Origin of the sequence: Borrelia sp. MN22-0132 (assembly GCF_049201035.1) — a bacterium.
GTDB classification, from domain to species: Bacteria; Spirochaetota; Spirochaetia; order Borreliales; family Borreliaceae; genus Borrelia; species Borrelia puertoricensis.
Window position 1 is genome coordinate 422,578 of the sequence record NZ_CP138334.1, and the last position, 15,175, is coordinate 437,752.

Sequence of the window (15,175 nt, forward strand, 5' to 3'; positions counted from 1 at the left end):
AACTTAAACCTTCCTAATACCTATTTCACATTCATGAACTATTGTATTAAGCCTTGCAATATCTCGTCTCAGCTCTCTTTTTTTTAAAGGATTCTCAACATGACCAACCACAGCCTTAAATCTTAAGTCCATATACTCTTTTTTTAAAGCCAATCTCTTAGCTCTCATATCTTCAAGAGTAAGATCTCTAAATTTTTTCAACATAACTCACCTCAAATCTCGCCTTACCACAAATGTAGTTTTAACCGGTAGCTTAGAACTGGCAAGCATCATAGCTGCCTCAGCAAGTTCTCTAGGCACTCCAGCCATCTCAAACATAACGGTTCCAAGCTTCACAGGAGCATTCCAATGATCAACTCCTCCTTTACCTTTACCCATTCTAGTTTCAGCTGGCTTTTTAGTATAAGGAACATCTGGAAATATTCTGATCCAAACCTTACCGCCCCTCTTAACTTTACGTGTCATAGCAACACGAGCTGCTTCAATCTGACGTGCAGTAATAAAATATGTATCAAGAGAAACAAGCCCATATTCTCCAAAAGATATCTCGTTACCCTTCTGAGCCTCTCCAGAAAGTCTCCCTCTTTGCTTCTTCCTATATTTAACCTTTCTAGGACTTAACATTTAACGCTCCTTAAAGATTCTAGACATCAGAACCATCTTTTTTTTTAAAACTACTATTGGATTTAGATCCAAATTCTAATTTTTTTCTAGAAAATTTATCGTCATTGACAATTTTTTTACTCTTACCATCTACTCTATTTTTGTCAAAATGCTCACTCTTTTCTCTTGAAATTTTTTTGTTAATTACCTGACCAGCATCTGAATTAGTCTGTTTTCCTAAAACTTCTCCCTTAAACAACCAAACTTTAACACCAATAACACCATAAGTTGTCTGAGCTTCGGCAAAACCATAATCTATATTAGCTCTAAGAGTATGTAAAGGAATCCGTCCTTCTTTAACTTCAAAACTTCTGGCAATCTCAGCCCCACCAAGCCTGCCTGAGACTTTAATTTTTACACCTTGAACACCTTTGGAAATAGAAGATAAAAGTGAAGACTTTAAAAGCTTTCTATAAGAAGCTCTATTTTCTAATTGCTTTGCTATCCCATTAGCAACAATTTGCCCGTCAAATTCTGGCTTCTTAATCTCTTTTATTTTAATATTAATTTTTTTAGATATTTTCCTAGTTAATAATTGTCCAATTTTTTCAAGATTGGCGCCCTTAACACCAATAACAGAACCAGGTCTTGGAGTGAAAATTACTACTGTTACTCTTTGAAGATTATTTCTAATAATCTCTATGTCAGAAATATCAAACCTAATTCCTTTAAGAAACTTCATAGTTTCCCGTCTTATCAAGAAATCTTCGTGAAGAATCTCAGAATATAATTTTTTATCAAAATACCACTTTGATTTCCAATCCCTATTAATCTTAATTCTTAAACTGTAAGGATGTACTTTTTGACCCATATCTTATTCTCCACCATACATCTTTTCATAAACTTCAACAAAAATATGACAACTTCTATTAACCAGCCTATCTGCTCTACCTCTAGCTCTAGGCCAAATGCTCTTACGCCTTCGCCCATCATCTATCATGACTGTTTTTATAAATATCATATCTTCAGAAAGATTTCTGTTATGATACATAGCATTCGACGCAGCTGATTTGACCACCTTACCTAAAAGTTTAGCACATTTATTGGGCATAGAACAAAGTATCGCAACAGCTTCACTGTAAGGCTTACCTCGTATATTATCAGCTATAGGTCTTACTTTTTTCGGAGAAGATGGCAAATTTTTGCCTCTTGCAGTATATCTTCTATTTACAAACATAAACTCTACTTCCTTCCCTTCTTATCTGATTTAGCATGTCCCCTAAAAATTCTTGTAGGTGAAAATTCTCCAAGCTTATGCCCAACAAGATCTTCAGTAATATACACAGGAATAAAAGACTTCCCATTGTAAACAGATATAGTAAGACTTACCATCTCAGGAATTATTGTTGAGGCTCTAGAATAGGTTTTAATTACCACCCTTTTCTCTCTGCCAGAAGAGGCTAAAACTTTTTGATAAAGACTCTTATCTATAAAAGGTCCTTTTTTAATAGATCTTGCCACTACACACTCCTAATTATTTCTTCTTTTAATGATAAATTTATCTGAATACTTATTCTTCTTACGAGTCTTATATCCCTTAGTTGGCTGTCCCCAAGGAGATACAGGATGACGACCACCAGAAGTCTTACCCTCACCACCTCCATGTGGATGGTCAATAGGATTCATCGCAACACCTCTTACCTTAGGTCTTTTACCAAGCCATCTACTCTTACCAGCTTTACCAATAGAAACATTTATATAATCTTCATTGCCAACTTCTCCAAGAGTAGCTATGCATTTTTTAAAGATCATGCGCATCTCACCTGATGGAAGCTTAACTGTTACATAATCTCCCTTAGAAGCAAGCACCATCGCATATCCTCCAGCACCTCTTACAAGCTGTCCACCTTTTCCAACATTAAGCTCAATGTTATGCACTGCTTTACCAACAGGAATATCCTCAAGTGGCAAAGCATTGCCAATCCTTATTGGAGCATTTGGACCACTCTCCAAAACATCACCAATTTTAATTCCTTTAGGAGCAACAATATACCTTTTATCCCCATCTCTATATACAAGCAAAGCTATATTAGAACTTCTATTTGGATCATACTCAATAGACACAACTCGAGCAGGTATACCAAACTTATCCCTTCTGCCAAAGTCAATCTCTCTATACCGTCTTTTATGTCCCCCACCTCTTCTTCTAACACTAATTCTTCCAGAAGAATCTCTTCCAGCCCTAGATACCTTACCTCTAGTTAAAGACTTCAAAGGACTATTACCCTTACTTAACTCATCAAAAGATAGAGTTGTCTTATAACGTAAAGATGAAGTTTTTGGCTTATAAGTCTTAATACCCATATTATTTCTCCAAAACCACTAAAAAATATCTATCTTATCTTCTTTTTTAAGATAAACATACGCCTTTTTCCATGAAGAAGTTTTTCCCTTACCAATAGGATAACCTTTCCTTGACACAACCATTTTAACCTTGCTCTTAACATTAAGTAAATTACATGATATTGGAGTAACATTAAAAAGCTCTTTAATCGCAGCGCCAATCTCTTTTTTATTTGCTTGCTTCCTAACCTTAAAAGAATAAACATTCATATTCTCTCTTTGAATATTAGTTTTCTCAGTAAGCATAGGTGAAATTATTATATCATAAGCTTTCATAACTCATCCTTACTATCCCTTTTATTTAACATAAAGCTCATTAAGCCCATTAATAGCAGACTCAAGCACTATTAAATTTTTAGCATAAAATAAATCAACAACTCTAAGTCTATTAAAAGATAAAATCTTTAAATCTCTTATATTTCTTCCTGCTCTTTTAACCATTTGATCATCATTACCCAACAAAATTACCGTTTTACCATTAATATTGATAAAATTTTTCATTATTAAAGCAAGATCTTTTGTCTTTCCTGATTCAATAGTAAAATTTTCAACAATCTTTAATCTATCTTCTACAGATACACACAGACTAAGAACAGATCTAAAAGCAAGTCGTTTAACTTTCTTTGGAAGCTTATAACTATAGTCCCTGGGTTTTGGCCCTAAAGCTATACCTCCACCAACCCAAACGGGATTTCTCTTAGTACCAACCCTCGCACGTCCTGTACCTTTTTGTTTCCAAGGCTTCTTTGAACTACCCCTAACCTCAGACCTAGTTTTAGTTGAAGCTGTTCCAACCCTAAGATTGGCTAGTTCATTATTAATAGCATTATATATAGAACCATAACTAATATCTATATTAAAAACTCCATCCTCTAAATTTATAGTTCGAAGTTCTTGTCCATCCTTAGAAAAAACTTTTCTTTCCATACTAAACACCCACTTTTTTCGCCTTTTTAACAATAACAAAAGAACCCTTAATCCCTGGCACAGCTCCTTTTACCAAAATGGCTCTTTTCTCTTCATCAATAAAAACAACTTCAAGATTTTGAATAGTCTGTTGCTCTCCACCCATTCTGCCAGCCATTTTAGTTCCCTTAAAGGTTCTAGCAGGTGTAGTAGCTTGACCTGTACCACCAAGATGTCTATGAAACTTAGAACCATGCGAAGATGGACCACCGCTAAAATTATGCCTTTTCATAGCCCCTTGAAAACCTTTACCCTTAGTAGTACCAGTAATATCCACATACTTAATCTCTCTGAAAGCATCAAGTCCGATTTCATCGCCAGCATCATAACCCTTAAGACCCTTAAATTCTATCACATATCTCTTAGGTTCAACATTCTCTAAGTTTTTATACTGACCTCTTATAGGCTTTGAAATTTTAGAACTCCTAAGATCGACAGAACCCATTATCAGAGCATCATATCCATCTCTTTCTACTGTTTTTTTTCCTATAACATAATTGGGCTCAAATTCTATCACCGTAACAGGCACCACAACTCCGTTGCCTTGAAAGACCTGCGTCATGCCAACTTTTTTTCCAATCAATCCCAACATTAAAACACCTCAAATTCATAACTTAAAAAATCTATTTACTGCTTTATATCAACCTCCACTCCTGCAGGAAGCTCTAATTTCATTAAAGAGTCCATCAAAGCAGAAGTAGGCTCTAAAATATCAATAAGCCTCTTATGAGTTCTCATTTCAAACTGTTCTCTTGATTTTTTATTAACATGAGGAGAACGCAAAACAGTATATTTTTTTATCTTTGTCGGCAAAGGAATAGGACCTTTAATTTGTGCCTTAGATTTTTGAACAGCCCTAACAATAGACTCAGCACTCTGATCTAATATCTTAATATCAAAACTAAAAAGTCTTACCCGTATCTTATCTTTAGTAATCAATTTATTCTCCTAATCTTTAGAGATAACATAAACCTCTAACCCCTACACTATTCCAATATTTCAAGAATCCTTCCTGAAGCAACAGTTCTACCGCCTTCTCTAACAGCAAATTCAACATTCTTATCCATAGCTATTGAAGATATAAGTTCAACAACAATATCAACATTATCCCCAGGCATAACCATTTCTTTACCCTCTAAGCTAACCATACCTGTAACATCTGTTGTTCTAAAGAAAAATTGTGGTCTATATCCTGAAAAGAATGGTTTATGTCTTCCGCCTTCTTCCTTAGTTAGACAATATATAGAAGCTTTGAACTTCTTATGAGGAGTAATTGTACCAATAGCAGCAATAACCTGACCTCTCTCAATATCCTTTTTATCAACACCTCTTAATAAAAGACCAACATTATCTCCTGCTTGACCTTGCTCAAGAATCTTTTGAAACATTTCAACACCAGTAACGGTTGTCTTCCTAGTTTCTCTAATTCCAACGATTTCAACTTCTTGTCCAACCTTAATAACACCTCTCTCAATACGACCAGTAGCAACAGTCCCACGTCCAGAGATAGAAAAAACATCTTCAACAGCAAGCAAAAATGGTTTATCAATATCTCTTTGAGGAAGATCAAAATAATTATCCATAGTTTCAAGAAGTTCCTTTATGCACTTTGTAGCTTCAGGATCATCAGGATTTGACATAGCTCCAAAAGCTGAACCCTTTACTATTGGCGTATCACCAGGAAATCCATATTTTTCAACAAGCTCTAAAACTTCAACTTCAACAAGTTCAACAAGTTCAGGATCTGCTAAATCTAGTTTATTTAAAAATACTATTATTTTATTTATTCCCATTCGCTGAGCAAGAAGTAAATGCTCTTTTGTCTGTGGCTCTGCTCCACTATCAGCAGCAACCAACAATACCGCAGCATCCATCTGAGCTGCACCTGTAATCATATTCTTAATATAGTCAGCGTGGCCAGGACAATCAACGTGAGCATAATGCCTTCCTGCAGTTTCATACTCAATATGTCTGGCATTTATCGTTATTCCTCTTGCTTTCTCTTCAGGCGCATTATCAATATCTTCATATTTAAGCGCCTTAGCATCTTTATTTACCTTTGAACAATAAATACTAATAGCAGCGGTTAATGTTGTTTTACCATGGTCAACATGCCCTATTGTACCCACATTCATATGCGGTTTTGTTCTCTGAAAGACTTCCTTAGCCATGAATCACCTCCCAAAATTTGTAATCTAAATCTTTATCTATTCTTCAAAACTCTTATTGTTAAGAATTTTATTTTGTTTATTTATAGAAAGATACAATAATCACACACTAAGTAAAACCACTATATTTACAAAAAACATAACTTTTTAGAAATTGACCCGATTTCCGTGTTTTTCTAAAAGAATTCTTAATAACTCCATTAGTTTACATATTATTTATAATATAGTCAATACATTTAACATTTTAATACAAAAATATTAAAAATAATCAACATCTCACAAATACACAATTGACAATCATAAAGATAATTTAAATCTTATTAAGAAAAAATAATATGGATATTAATATCTACCAATCATTTCATGCTTATCATTAAAAAGGTTACAATAAAATAACAATATGTCACAACACAATTTGGAACAAAGACTATTAAATATTTTTACAATATTCATTGTATCCATAACTACATCATGTATAAAAAACAATTCTATCAAATCAAAAGAAATTAGCAGAGAGATTACCCACATTATTAGCATAAAGAAAGATATAGAAAAAATTGAAATCGTAAAATTTCATACTAACAATAAAAACGAATTAATCATTACTCTTAAAAACAATAAAAAAATAGCTATAAAGCGGAATTCATTAGCAATTTTTAAGAAAGGAAATAAAATCGGCCATATAATTAAAGAAGGTCTTAAAGTAGGAGAAGAAAAAACCTTTAAATTAAAAATTAATATCAATAAGAGACAAAAAAATACATTTTATATATTTCTAAAACAAGATTAATTTATCAAGATCTATTAATGGTCAATTTTGTATGATTCCTCTACTTACCAAAACCAATTTATCTACTCTTGGGTTCTGATAAGATTAACATAAAACTAACGTAAAATGAAATGAACCAATCCGAATTTGAATATCGATCTTATTGTGTATTTTCCCAATATTTAGTAAAAGTCAAACATAACAAGATAATCAAAGCCACATAATTTGAGATTATAAAAGCATAACCCAGCGAATCTTCTATAATTCCAAAATATTGCAAAGCAAACACAGCCGGCAACCGAATCATCCAAAGACGAACACAAATAACAATCATAACAAGTTTTGTAAGTCCTGCACCTACTAATCCACCCAAAAAAACTTGTTGCAAACCAAATCCAATAGTTCCAATCGATGACAATAAAAAATAACTATTAGCATAACCAACAACTTCCAAATCATTTGTAAAAGTTTCTATTATAATCTCTTTAAAAGATATTAAAAATGATGCAACTGTGATCATTATTATCAAGGTAACAAAAAATCCCTTTTTTAAAATATCTTCTACCCTACTAATATTCTTTGCACCAATATTTTGTCCAACAATCGCAATAATTCCAGTACCAATACTCATTCCAGGAAGAAGTAAAAAAGAAATAATATTATTAACCATACCATAAGCAGCTAAAAACTTTGAGCTGATTTGAATTACAATGTAATTAAAAATTAAAAAAGACAGGGAAGCCATCATCTGTCCAAAAATCGCCGGAAATCCCAAATTAATAATATTTTTTATTACATAAATGTCTGGAATAATATCTTTAAAATGCACCTTAATTCCATAATTTAATCTATAAGTAAAAAAAAGATAAGATAAAACTGTCATTAATTTAGACAATAGAGTAGCCCAAGCAGCACCAGAAATACCTAAACCAAAAGTAAATATAAAGACTGGATCAAGAATAAAATTAATAACATTTGCAACCAAAATCAGCATCATTGCAATGACAGTCTCTCCTTGAGCATTTAATATGTACACAACGGAAACACTTAAAAACATTACTGGTATCGCATAGATTACGACATAAAAATAAGATTTTGTAAGTTCTCTAAGTTCACCAGTTATACTCATAATATCTAAAATTGAATCTATAAAGATTAAAACTAAAACTGCAACAAACAAAGACAATACAAAATTTAAAAATATTAATTGCCCTGCATATTTTGAAAACTTAGCAAAAGTCTCTTCTCCAATACATCTAGACATTAATGATACACTTCCTATAGCCATTCCCATAGCAAAAACCATAATAAAAAAATTAATAGGACCAGTAAGAGATAATGCAGCAAGTGGCATAGCTCCAAGCTTACCAACATAAAACATATCTACAAGCTCATAAAAAGCCTGAAGAACATTGGTTATCACAATAGGAAAACTAATAAATAAAAACACTCGATATAAATTGCCTTCTAATATTAATTCCCTCGTTTTAGCTCTACTTAATAACATAAAGAACACACCTTGCATTTTATTATACTGATAAATTGTCAAATTCTATAAAAAAAATGCTTTTATTGAACTTTAAAAAAATAAATAAAGCGGATTAAGAAAATTATGAAAAACTTTTTTCTTCCATAAACATCAAAGATATACAAATGCATAAAACACCATATTTTGTAATGCAAAACATATAGACTAATCCATAAATCTGGATAATACTAACAATAACATTTTTTTATCTTGCCATTCTTAAAAAGGCAAGCTTGCTTATAATCAAATAAAAATAAAATTTTCACCTCTCTTCCACTCTAGTAATCTTTGCTCCTAAAGAACCTAACTTGACAACAACATCCTCATATCCTCTTTCAATTTGATAAACATTTTGAATGCGGCTCTCACCTTCAGCACAAAGAGCTGCAATAAGCAAAGACATGCCAGCCCTAACATCAGGAGAAGATACATTACTTCCCTTAAGAATGGTTTTTCCTGTAACCACCACACGATGGGGATCACAAAGGACGATCTGAGCACCCATTTTAATAAGCTTATCTACAAAAAACATTCTTGATTCAAACATTTTCTCAAAAATAAGAACAGTCCCGTAAACTTGAGTCGCAGTTACTATCATTATACTCATAAGATCTGTTGGAAAAGCTGGCCAAGGCCCATCATCAATTTTGGGAATATGTCCCCCAAAATCCAATTTTACCTTCAAATCCTGTTTTTCTTTGACATATATATTTTCGTTATCATACTCAAAATTAATGCCAAGCCTTGAATATACATGTCTTATTAAAACAAAATTTTTAGGATCAGCTTTATTAATCTCAAGCTCACCACCCGTTAATGCAGAAAGGCTAATTAAAGAACCCACCTGCATGAAATCAGCCCCTATTCGAAATCTAGTACCACTTAATTTTTTTACACCCTTTATTCTAATAACATTAGAACCAATACCAGAAATATCAGCACCCATAGAATTCAACATGTTACACAAATCTTGAACATGCGGTTCACATGCAGCATTAATTATCACAGTCTCACCAAAAGCAAGAACAGCAGTCATAATAATATTTTCAGTAGCAGTAACTGATGCCTCATCTAAAAACATACAAGCACCAACCAACTTATCTATTTCTAAAACAATCCGTTCACCCTCAATCAACCTAGCACCAAGTTTGCCAAGTCCATAAAAATGAGTATCAAGACGTCTCTTACCAATAACATCTCCACCAGGAGGAGCAATATCGATTCTACCACATCTAGCAAGCATAGGGCCCACAAACAAAATAGAGGCCCTAACTAAATCCGTCAAAGAAGAATCTACCTCAGTCTTCACAACATTTAAAGCCTTAATTTTAAGAATATCACCTTCCCTTAATACTTCAGCCCCTATGTCCTTTAAAATGCTTAAAATAACCTCTACATCTTTAATATCTGGAATATTTTCTAAAATAACTTCTTTATCTGTAAGTAATGTCGCTGTAATGCAAGGCAAAGCCGCATTCTTATTTCCACTAGCTGTTATCTTTCCACCTATTTTAAAACCACCCTCTACAAGATAGCTATACATTATTACCTCCACACTAAACAAAACTTGTATACATAAAGCACATTTTAGAAAATTAAAAGTATCTCTTTAAACATCATTACTATTCTCAAGATAACCATCAAAATCGATATATTCTCTTACAACTTCAACCATAACAGCTTTACCATTATCAATCTCAACTATAACACCATTAAAGCCAAGTCCATCCCAAGACTCAGTAAATCGATTATTCAAAAAACCTCTTAAGAATTTATCTATCTCAAATTTAGGCTCGTATCCAATAACACTATTTAGACTACCAACTCTACCAAGATCAGTAATAACTGCAGTAGTATCAAAAATCCTAAGATCTGCTGTTAATATCCTCTTACCAATACCTAAACAAGCACTAACTCTAGATTTTAGATAAAAAAACATAGCATTAACCTCAGCTGTAGTATTTGAATCAAAAAGCACAATTATATTATTAGTGTGTAATTTAATTTTTTCGTAAAAATAATCAAAAGAAAAAAAAGGATTATTAAAATTATATTTTGTAATTCCCGTCTGTCCAACAAGTCTAATTACGGCAATCTTACTACCACTAACACTGTAAATAAAATAAGAGAAACCTTTTAATTTGGTAGGACAATTTAAAGGTTTTAAAATAAAATTATATTTATCAAGTTCATCACTCAGTCCAGTTCTTACAAATGCATTTTCTCCTAAAGTTAAAACATCTACACCATACTTTTTTAGCAAAAATGCATGTCTCTTACAAAGACCTCGAAACCCTGTAGTAAAATTATTACCAGATATCACAAAATCAATTCCCTTTCTTTGTTTAAAAGAAGACAAAAAGTTCTTTATCACAACAATGCCAGGCTTACCTACAACCTCCCCAGCAATCAAAATCCGCAAACTCACGAAAGCCTCTCTCTTTATTTATCCAGATTAAAAAACTTAGAAATAATATTTTTTAAAATAATACTTGATAAAACATAGCTTATCACAATTGCAATAATAATCATAAAAAAAACTAAAATAAGCTGAAAAACAGACGAAACAATAATATTTAGTTTAGCAATAAAAAGAAATTCAAGAAAAAAAACCAAAAACATTAAAGACAAATTAATTAATGAACATAAAATAAAGTATAAAATCTTCATAAATTGGTACTTTGATTCTTGACAAACAAATCGTAAATTATAAATAAAGTTATTCCTATAACAACATAACTGTCTGCAAAGTTAAAAGTTGGCCATCTCTGAAGTCCAAAGATACCAAAAAATTTCACATCCAAAAAATCTACAACCCCTAACGGTCTAAAAAGTCTATCGATAATATTCCCAATACCACCAGATAAAATCAATACAAGAGCAATTCTAGCTATTTTATCAGTTTCTTTCAAAGCAAAAGAAAAAACAAAAATCAAAACAATAATAGGAATTATAAGAAAAAACAAATTCTTCAAGCTAGGATCAATATTAGAACCTATTGAAAATAAAACACCAGTATTTCTTACATGTATTATTTTAAAAAAATCTCCAAAAAAAGATAAATACTCAGTTCCAATTCTGATATATTTAACAACTAAATACTTAGACCATTGATCAAAAAAAACTAAAATAGAGATAAATATAAAATTGTTAATTAATCTGCTTCTATTTATATTCATATGAAATCCTTATAAATTAGTATTTTTTAAAATAAAATTAACCTCTAATTTTTTCTGACTTCTAAAATATTCCATCAATTTTATTAAGCCAAATGTTTCGGTAAAATAATGACCAGCAAATATCAAATTCACACCATACTCTTCAGCTAAAGAATATATCTGATGAGAGGTATCCCCTGTTATAAACAAATCAACACCATGTTCTAATGATTCCTCAAAAAAAGAATACCCAGAACCACTAACAATAGCTACCTTTTCAACATATTCCTTAAATTTTTTGTAATAAAGAATATGTTTATTATGAACTTCAAATTTTTTTAAAATCTCAGAAAAATTAAAACCAGCAATAGAAATAATACCTAAATTAATCCCCTTATAATTTGCAAAGGGAATAGGACTATGAAACCCAAAAAAATCAGACAATACTCTGCTATGAGAATAAACAGGATGAGCATCCATCGGTAAATGAACACAGTAAAGTGATAAATCATTATCAATAAGCCATTTAACTTTTTCATACATCCCAGAAACAATTTTTTCCGATTTTGACCAAAAAATACCATGATGAGTTACTAAAAAATCATAATCTTTTGCCTCTCTTAAAATTGACATACTTGCATCAACAGCAAAAGCGACTCTTTTAACCTCAAGTTCTAAATTACCCACTTGAAGTCCATTAAGACTCTTGTCAATATTCCTGTAATCCTTTACTTTAAATATTTCATCCAAATTAAACGATAATTCTTTAACAGTCAAATTAAGTTCTCCAAATCGCAGCGTAACTTCTCTTGCCCTTAAACTTTCTATGGGAATAAAGATTGCAATTACAATAAGTACACAAACCTGAATCCTCAACATCTAAATTAAAATTAGAAATCAATCCCAAATTAAAATTGGCATTGTCAAAATATATTTTATCATCCTTTTTATAAAAAGACATATCTAATAACTTCTTACTAAATTTTAAATTTATTTCTGATAAAAACTCTGATGAAACCTCATAACAACATAACCTATTATAAGGTCCAAATACAATTTTCAAATCCTCAAAATTTGAACCCATACTCTCAAACATAAATAACATTTTCAAAATAATGAGCTTAAAACTACCCTTATATCCACTATGAGCAAGTCCAATATATTTTTTTGATTTGTCAAATATATATATCGGAAGACAATCTGCATAATAAGCAAGAAGGGCAACATTGCAGGAAGAAGAGACAAGCCCATCTCCTTCCTGAAAATTAACAAAATCATCAGAAACTTCATAAACAACATTCGTATGTAACTGTTTTAAATATTTGACTTTTTTATCTTTAGGGATAAAACTTAAATTATCAATACTAATATCTCTTATATTTAAATCAAAAGGCTTTTTAGTATAGATCAATTTAATGCTAGGATCTAATTCAAACTCATAATAAAGTTCACTCTCTATTAATCTCATAATCTAAATTCTTCACCTAAATAAAGCCTTTTAGCTTTTTCACTATTTATAATATAATCAACATTTCCCTCATCAAGCACCTGACCTTGATAAATAATATAAGCCCTATCTATTATATCAAAAGCATCTCTTACATTATGATCCGTAATTAAAACTCCAATATTCTTGCTTTTCAAAATTCTTATTATATCTTTTATATCTCCAATAGCAATAGGATCAATACCTGCAAAAGGCTCATCAAGCAATAAAAAGTATGGACTCACTGCTAAAGCCCTAGCTATTTCAGTCCGCCTTCTCTCTCCACCAGAGAGAGTATAAGCTTTTTGATGTTGTATTCTCTTGATTTCAAAGTCTTTAAGCAAATTTACAAGTTCCATTTTACGCTCAGTTTGAGATAAATCTTCTCGCCTCTCAAGAGCAATTAAAATATTATCTTCAACTGTAAGCTCCCTAAAAATAGACGGTTCTTGTGGCAGATACACAATTCCTAGCCGTGCCCGCTCATACATGTTAAGACCAGAAATATCATGACTATTTATCAAGACACGTCCACTATTAGCTTTAATAAAACCTACAATAGTATAAAATGTTGTAGTTTTCCCAGCACCATTTGGACCAAGCAAACCTACAACTTCACCTCGATGAACATCAATGGTCACACCATTAACGGCTAATTTTTTTCCATATCTCTTAACAACATTATCTGCCTTAAGAACAATATTAGTAACAGTGTCAAGGCTAAGCTTTTCTTTTATTGACTTTATGCTATTTTTTTTGTTGAGGAACATCTCCCTCCTCTTGAGTAAATTTACCTTCAACATCACCCTCAAGATTATATTTTTTGGTTTCTGTATTAAAAATTATCCTTGAAGCAGAATAATAATTATCATCTTGATAAATCACTGGAACACCTTCAAGAACAATCTTTTTCTCTTCCTTATTATAAATTCCGTTCTCAGCTCGTGCAAAAATATCACCTTTATATATCTTAACAGAATACTGCATAATATAAACACTTGTCTTACGATTACCTTCTATTCTTTCGGCTTTAACAATAAGTTCATTTTCCAAATCTTCAAGCTCAACACCTTTTTGAAGATAAAAATTATCTAATTTTCTATTAACAAATAAAAATTGTGACTTAACATTCATTTTATTTACATAATCCTCATAATAAACATTGCCACGGGCCTCAATATAAGCACTCCCTTCACCATAAATTTCAATCTCATCAGCTCTAAGCTTAAAATCAGAAGAAATCACCTCAGGATTTCCTTTTAAAATAACTCTCCTATAAACAGAAGAAAAAATACCATGTGAAAAATCCGCTCTAAAAGTAAATTCATTCTTTTTATGTACATCCCCTTCAGTCTTCAATTTAGAAGACTTACTGAAACTCTTTTCATCTTGTGCATAACTACTTAAAAAAGAAATACAAACCAAACAGATAACTAAACTTTTCATTTTACAAGTCCATCAATACCAGAATAAAAATAAAAATTATTATTCTTCAAAAAATATGAAAAACCCTTTCCAGTTATATTACTCTCATCAAATCTAATAAACACTAACTCATTTGGAGGAGATAATAGTTTTTTGTCATTATCTTTCCATAAAAGCCTATTGGTATTAATAAGATAATAGTTATTCACATCTTCTATTTTTAACTCCACAGAATCCTTTATATCTAAATCTTTAGTAACATGAGAGCCTTCTAAATTATTAAATCTACCTGAAATCCGATTTTCCAAAGCATGATACAAAAATCTTCCATTATCAATTTTATAAATTTTGTAATAATTAAAATAATTAAAGCTTAAAGCTTCCAATATAGTTTGCTTCTTTCCACTTACAACGTTATGATAACTAATCCCTAATATTTGTATTGAAGGGGTTTCTTTTGCAGCGCTTGTCCTACCAGAATGCTCATCGTAATCAAAAGTACAATTTAAGAAAAGCAAAATCGACAAAAAATAAAACAAAACAAATCTCATCATACAAATCCTTACACAAGATTATAAAAAGATGTATTTTAAGCTTTACAATTGAAAAATAAACACCAAAACCTCAACGCGACTCTCACTCATCAGATTTAAGTAATTATTATCCACA

22 protein-coding genes are annotated in these 15,175 nt (G+C 31.4%); 1 reads left to right on the plus strand and 21 read right to left on the minus strand.

Annotated features, from left to right (window positions below):
- Positions 1 to 3: 3 nt before the first annotated feature.
- From rpmC to tuf, 11 genes are read right to left on the minus strand one after another with little or no spacing between them, the layout of a single operon-like run.
- Positions 4 to 204 carry a 50S ribosomal protein L29 gene (gene rpmC, locus R5397_RS01940; protein ID WP_247065637.1) on the minus strand — a complete coding sequence of 67 codons (201 nt, stop codon included), beginning with the start codon at positions 202 to 204 and terminating at the stop codon, positions 4 to 6.
- 3 nt (positions 205 to 207) lie between these two features.
- Positions 208 to 624: a 50S ribosomal protein L16 gene (gene rplP / locus R5397_RS01945; protein WP_421622706.1), complete on the minus strand. Its 417-nt coding sequence runs from the start codon at positions 622 to 624 to the stop codon at positions 208 to 210.
- A gap of 19 nt (positions 625 to 643) precedes the next feature.
- On the minus strand, positions 644 to 1,474 hold the full coding sequence (rpsC, locus tag R5397_RS01950) for a 30S ribosomal protein S3 (protein WP_421622707.1): 831 nt from the start codon (positions 1,472 to 1,474) through the stop codon (positions 644 to 646).
- Positions 1,475 to 1,477: 3 nt separating this feature from the next.
- Complete coding sequence (gene rplV, locus R5397_RS01955; RefSeq protein ID WP_247065634.1) at positions 1,478 to 1,840, minus strand: 50S ribosomal protein L22; 363 nt, start codon at positions 1,838 to 1,840, stop codon at positions 1,478 to 1,480.
- A gap of 5 nt (positions 1,841 to 1,845) precedes the next feature.
- Positions 1,846 to 2,124: a 30S ribosomal protein S19 gene (gene rpsS / locus R5397_RS01960; RefSeq protein ID WP_247065633.1), complete on the minus strand. Its 279-nt coding sequence runs from the start codon at positions 2,122 to 2,124 to the stop codon at positions 1,846 to 1,848.
- 9 nt (positions 2,125 to 2,133) lie between these two features.
- Positions 2,134 to 2,967, minus strand: coding sequence for a 50S ribosomal protein L2 (gene rplB, locus R5397_RS01965; RefSeq protein WP_247065632.1), 834 nt, complete (start codon positions 2,965 to 2,967; stop codon positions 2,134 to 2,136).
- Between the two features lie 18 nt (positions 2,968 to 2,985).
- The gene (gene rplW / locus R5397_RS01970) at positions 2,986 to 3,282 is read right to left on the minus strand and encodes a 50S ribosomal protein L23 (RefSeq protein ID WP_247065631.1); all 297 of its coding nucleotides are present in this window, start codon (positions 3,280 to 3,282) and stop codon (positions 2,986 to 2,988) included.
- Positions 3,283 to 3,303: 21 nt separating this feature from the next.
- Positions 3,304 to 3,933, minus strand: coding sequence for a 50S ribosomal protein L4 (gene rplD, locus R5397_RS01975; RefSeq protein ID WP_421622708.1), 630 nt, complete (start codon positions 3,931 to 3,933; stop codon positions 3,304 to 3,306).
- A gap of 1 nt (position 3,934) precedes the next feature.
- Entirely contained in the window at positions 3,935 to 4,564 is a 630-nt protein-coding gene (rplC, locus tag R5397_RS01980) for a 50S ribosomal protein L3 (protein ID WP_247031922.1), read from the minus strand.
- Between the two features lie 35 nt (positions 4,565 to 4,599).
- On the minus strand, positions 4,600 to 4,911 hold the full coding sequence (rpsJ, locus tag R5397_RS01985) for a 30S ribosomal protein S10 (protein ID WP_247065629.1): 312 nt from the start codon (positions 4,909 to 4,911) through the stop codon (positions 4,600 to 4,602).
- A 47-nt stretch (positions 4,912 to 4,958) separates the two neighbouring features.
- Complete coding sequence (gene tuf, locus R5397_RS01990) at positions 4,959 to 6,143, minus strand: elongation factor Tu (RefSeq protein WP_025375490.1); 1,185 nt, start codon at positions 6,141 to 6,143, stop codon at positions 4,959 to 4,961.
- A gap of 397 nt (positions 6,144 to 6,540) precedes the next feature.
- Between tuf and R5397_RS01995 the strand changes: the two genes are divergently transcribed.
- Positions 6,541 to 6,930 (plus strand): hypothetical protein, encoded by a 390-nt coding sequence (locus tag R5397_RS01995; RefSeq protein WP_247065627.1) that lies wholly within the window; start codon positions 6,541 to 6,543, stop codon positions 6,928 to 6,930.
- A 139-nt stretch (positions 6,931 to 7,069) separates the two neighbouring features.
- Here R5397_RS01995 and R5397_RS02000 read toward each other — a convergent pair whose 3' ends face one another.
- The 10 genes from R5397_RS02000 to R5397_RS02045 all read right to left on the minus strand — a co-directional run bounded on the left by R5397_RS02000 (position 7,070) and on the right by R5397_RS02045 (position 15,060).
- Positions 7,070 to 8,416: an MATE family efflux transporter gene (locus R5397_RS02000; protein ID WP_421622709.1), complete on the minus strand. Its 1,347-nt coding sequence runs from the start codon at positions 8,414 to 8,416 to the stop codon at positions 7,070 to 7,072.
- Between the two features lie 283 nt (positions 8,417 to 8,699).
- Positions 8,700 to 9,980 (minus strand): UDP-N-acetylglucosamine 1-carboxyvinyltransferase, encoded by a 1,281-nt coding sequence (murA, locus tag R5397_RS02005; protein WP_421622710.1) that lies wholly within the window; start codon positions 9,978 to 9,980, stop codon positions 8,700 to 8,702.
- A gap of 66 nt (positions 9,981 to 10,046) precedes the next feature.
- Positions 10,047 to 10,865 (minus strand): YmdB family metallophosphoesterase, encoded by an 819-nt coding sequence (locus tag R5397_RS02010; protein WP_421622711.1) that lies wholly within the window; start codon positions 10,863 to 10,865, stop codon positions 10,047 to 10,049.
- A gap of 14 nt (positions 10,866 to 10,879) precedes the next feature.
- Entirely contained in the window at positions 10,880 to 11,107 is a 228-nt protein-coding gene (locus R5397_RS02015; protein ID WP_421622712.1) for a hypothetical protein, read from the minus strand.
- Positions 11,104 to 11,616: a signal peptidase II gene (gene lspA, locus R5397_RS02020; protein ID WP_421622713.1), complete on the minus strand. Its 513-nt coding sequence runs from the start codon at positions 11,614 to 11,616 to the stop codon at positions 11,104 to 11,106. The genes R5397_RS02015 and lspA overlap by 4 nt, the downstream gene beginning before the upstream one ends.
- 9 nt (positions 11,617 to 11,625) lie before the next feature.
- The gene (locus R5397_RS02025; protein WP_421623052.1) at positions 11,626 to 12,372 is read right to left on the minus strand and encodes a Nif3-like dinuclear metal center hexameric protein; all 747 of its coding nucleotides are present in this window, start codon (positions 12,370 to 12,372) and stop codon (positions 11,626 to 11,628) included.
- A gap of 1 nt (position 12,373) precedes the next feature.
- Entirely contained in the window at positions 12,374 to 13,063 is a 690-nt protein-coding gene (gene pgeF / locus R5397_RS02030) for a peptidoglycan editing factor PgeF (protein WP_421622714.1), read from the minus strand.
- Complete coding sequence (gene lptB, locus R5397_RS02035) at positions 13,060 to 13,851, minus strand: LPS export ABC transporter ATP-binding protein (RefSeq protein ID WP_247065620.1); 792 nt, start codon at positions 13,849 to 13,851, stop codon at positions 13,060 to 13,062. Before lptB ends, pgeF begins: the two co-directional genes overlap by 4 nt.
- Positions 13,829 to 14,527 carry an LptA/OstA family protein gene (locus R5397_RS02040; RefSeq protein WP_421622715.1) on the minus strand — a complete coding sequence of 233 codons (699 nt, stop codon included), beginning with the start codon at positions 14,525 to 14,527 and terminating at the stop codon, positions 13,829 to 13,831. The genes lptB and R5397_RS02040 overlap by 23 nt, the downstream gene beginning before the upstream one ends.
- A complete protein-coding gene (locus tag R5397_RS02045; protein ID WP_421622716.1) occupies positions 14,524 to 15,060 on the minus strand; it encodes a hypothetical protein in 537 nt (178 codons plus the stop codon). Before R5397_RS02045 ends, R5397_RS02040 begins: the two co-directional genes overlap by 4 nt.
- Between the last annotated feature and the right edge of the window lie 115 nt (positions 15,061 to 15,175).

Bases quoted from the DNA above. Each gene is read 5' to 3' on its own strand.
- rpmC (WP_247065637.1), bottom strand. From the start codon at position 204: ATGTTGAAAAAATTTAGAGATCTTACTCTTGAAGATATGAGAGCTAAG.
- rplP (WP_421622706.1), bottom strand. From the start codon at position 624: ATGTTAAGTCCTAGAAAGGTTAAATATAGGAAGAAGCAAAGAGGGAGA.
- rpsC (WP_421622707.1), bottom strand. From the start codon at position 1,474: ATGGGTCAAAAAGTACATCCTTACAGTTTAAGAATTAAGATTAATAGG.
- rplV (WP_247065634.1), bottom strand. From the start codon at position 1,840: ATGTTTGTAAATAGAAGATATACTGCAAGAGGCAAAAATTTGCCATCT.
- rplB (WP_247065632.1), bottom strand. From the start codon at position 2,967: ATGGGTATTAAGACTTATAAGCCAAAAACTTCATCTTTACGTTATAAG.
- rplW (WP_247065631.1), bottom strand. From the start codon at position 3,282: ATGAAAGCTTATGATATAATAATTTCACCTATGCTTACTGAGAAAACT.
- rplD (WP_421622708.1), bottom strand. From the start codon at position 3,933: ATGGAAAGAAAAGTTTTTTCTAAGGATGGACAAGAACTTCGAACTATA.
- rplC (WP_247031922.1), bottom strand. From the start codon at position 4,564: ATGTTGGGATTGATTGGAAAAAAAGTTGGCATGACGCAGGTCTTTCAA.
- tuf (WP_025375490.1), bottom strand. From the start codon at position 6,143: ATGGCTAAGGAAGTCTTTCAGAGAACAAAACCGCATATGAATGTGGGT.
- R5397_RS01995 (WP_247065627.1), top strand. From the start codon at position 6,541: ATGTCACAACACAATTTGGAACAAAGACTATTAAATATTTTTACAATA.
- R5397_RS02000 (WP_421622709.1), bottom strand. From the start codon at position 8,416: ATGTTATTAAGTAGAGCTAAAACGAGGGAATTAATATTAGAAGGCAAT.
- murA (WP_421622710.1), bottom strand. From the start codon at position 9,980: ATGTATAGCTATCTTGTAGAGGGTGGTTTTAAAATAGGTGGAAAGATA.
- R5397_RS02015 (WP_421622712.1), bottom strand. From the start codon at position 11,107: ATGAAGATTTTATACTTTATTTTATGTTCATTAATTAATTTGTCTTTA.
- lspA (WP_421622713.1), bottom strand. From the start codon at position 11,616: ATGAATATAAATAGAAGCAGATTAATTAACAATTTTATATTTATCTCT.
- pgeF (WP_421622714.1), bottom strand. From the start codon at position 13,063: ATGAGATTAATAGAGAGTGAACTTTATTATGAGTTTGAATTAGATCCT.
- lptB (WP_247065620.1), bottom strand. From the start codon at position 13,851: ATGTTCCTCAACAAAAAAAATAGCATAAAGTCAATAAAAGAAAAGCTT.
- R5397_RS02040 (WP_421622715.1), bottom strand. From the start codon at position 14,527: ATGAAAAGTTTAGTTATCTGTTTGGTTTGTATTTCTTTTTTAAGTAGT.
- R5397_RS02045 (WP_421622716.1), bottom strand. From the start codon at position 15,060: ATGATGAGATTTGTTTTGTTTTATTTTTTGTCGATTTTGCTTTTCTTA.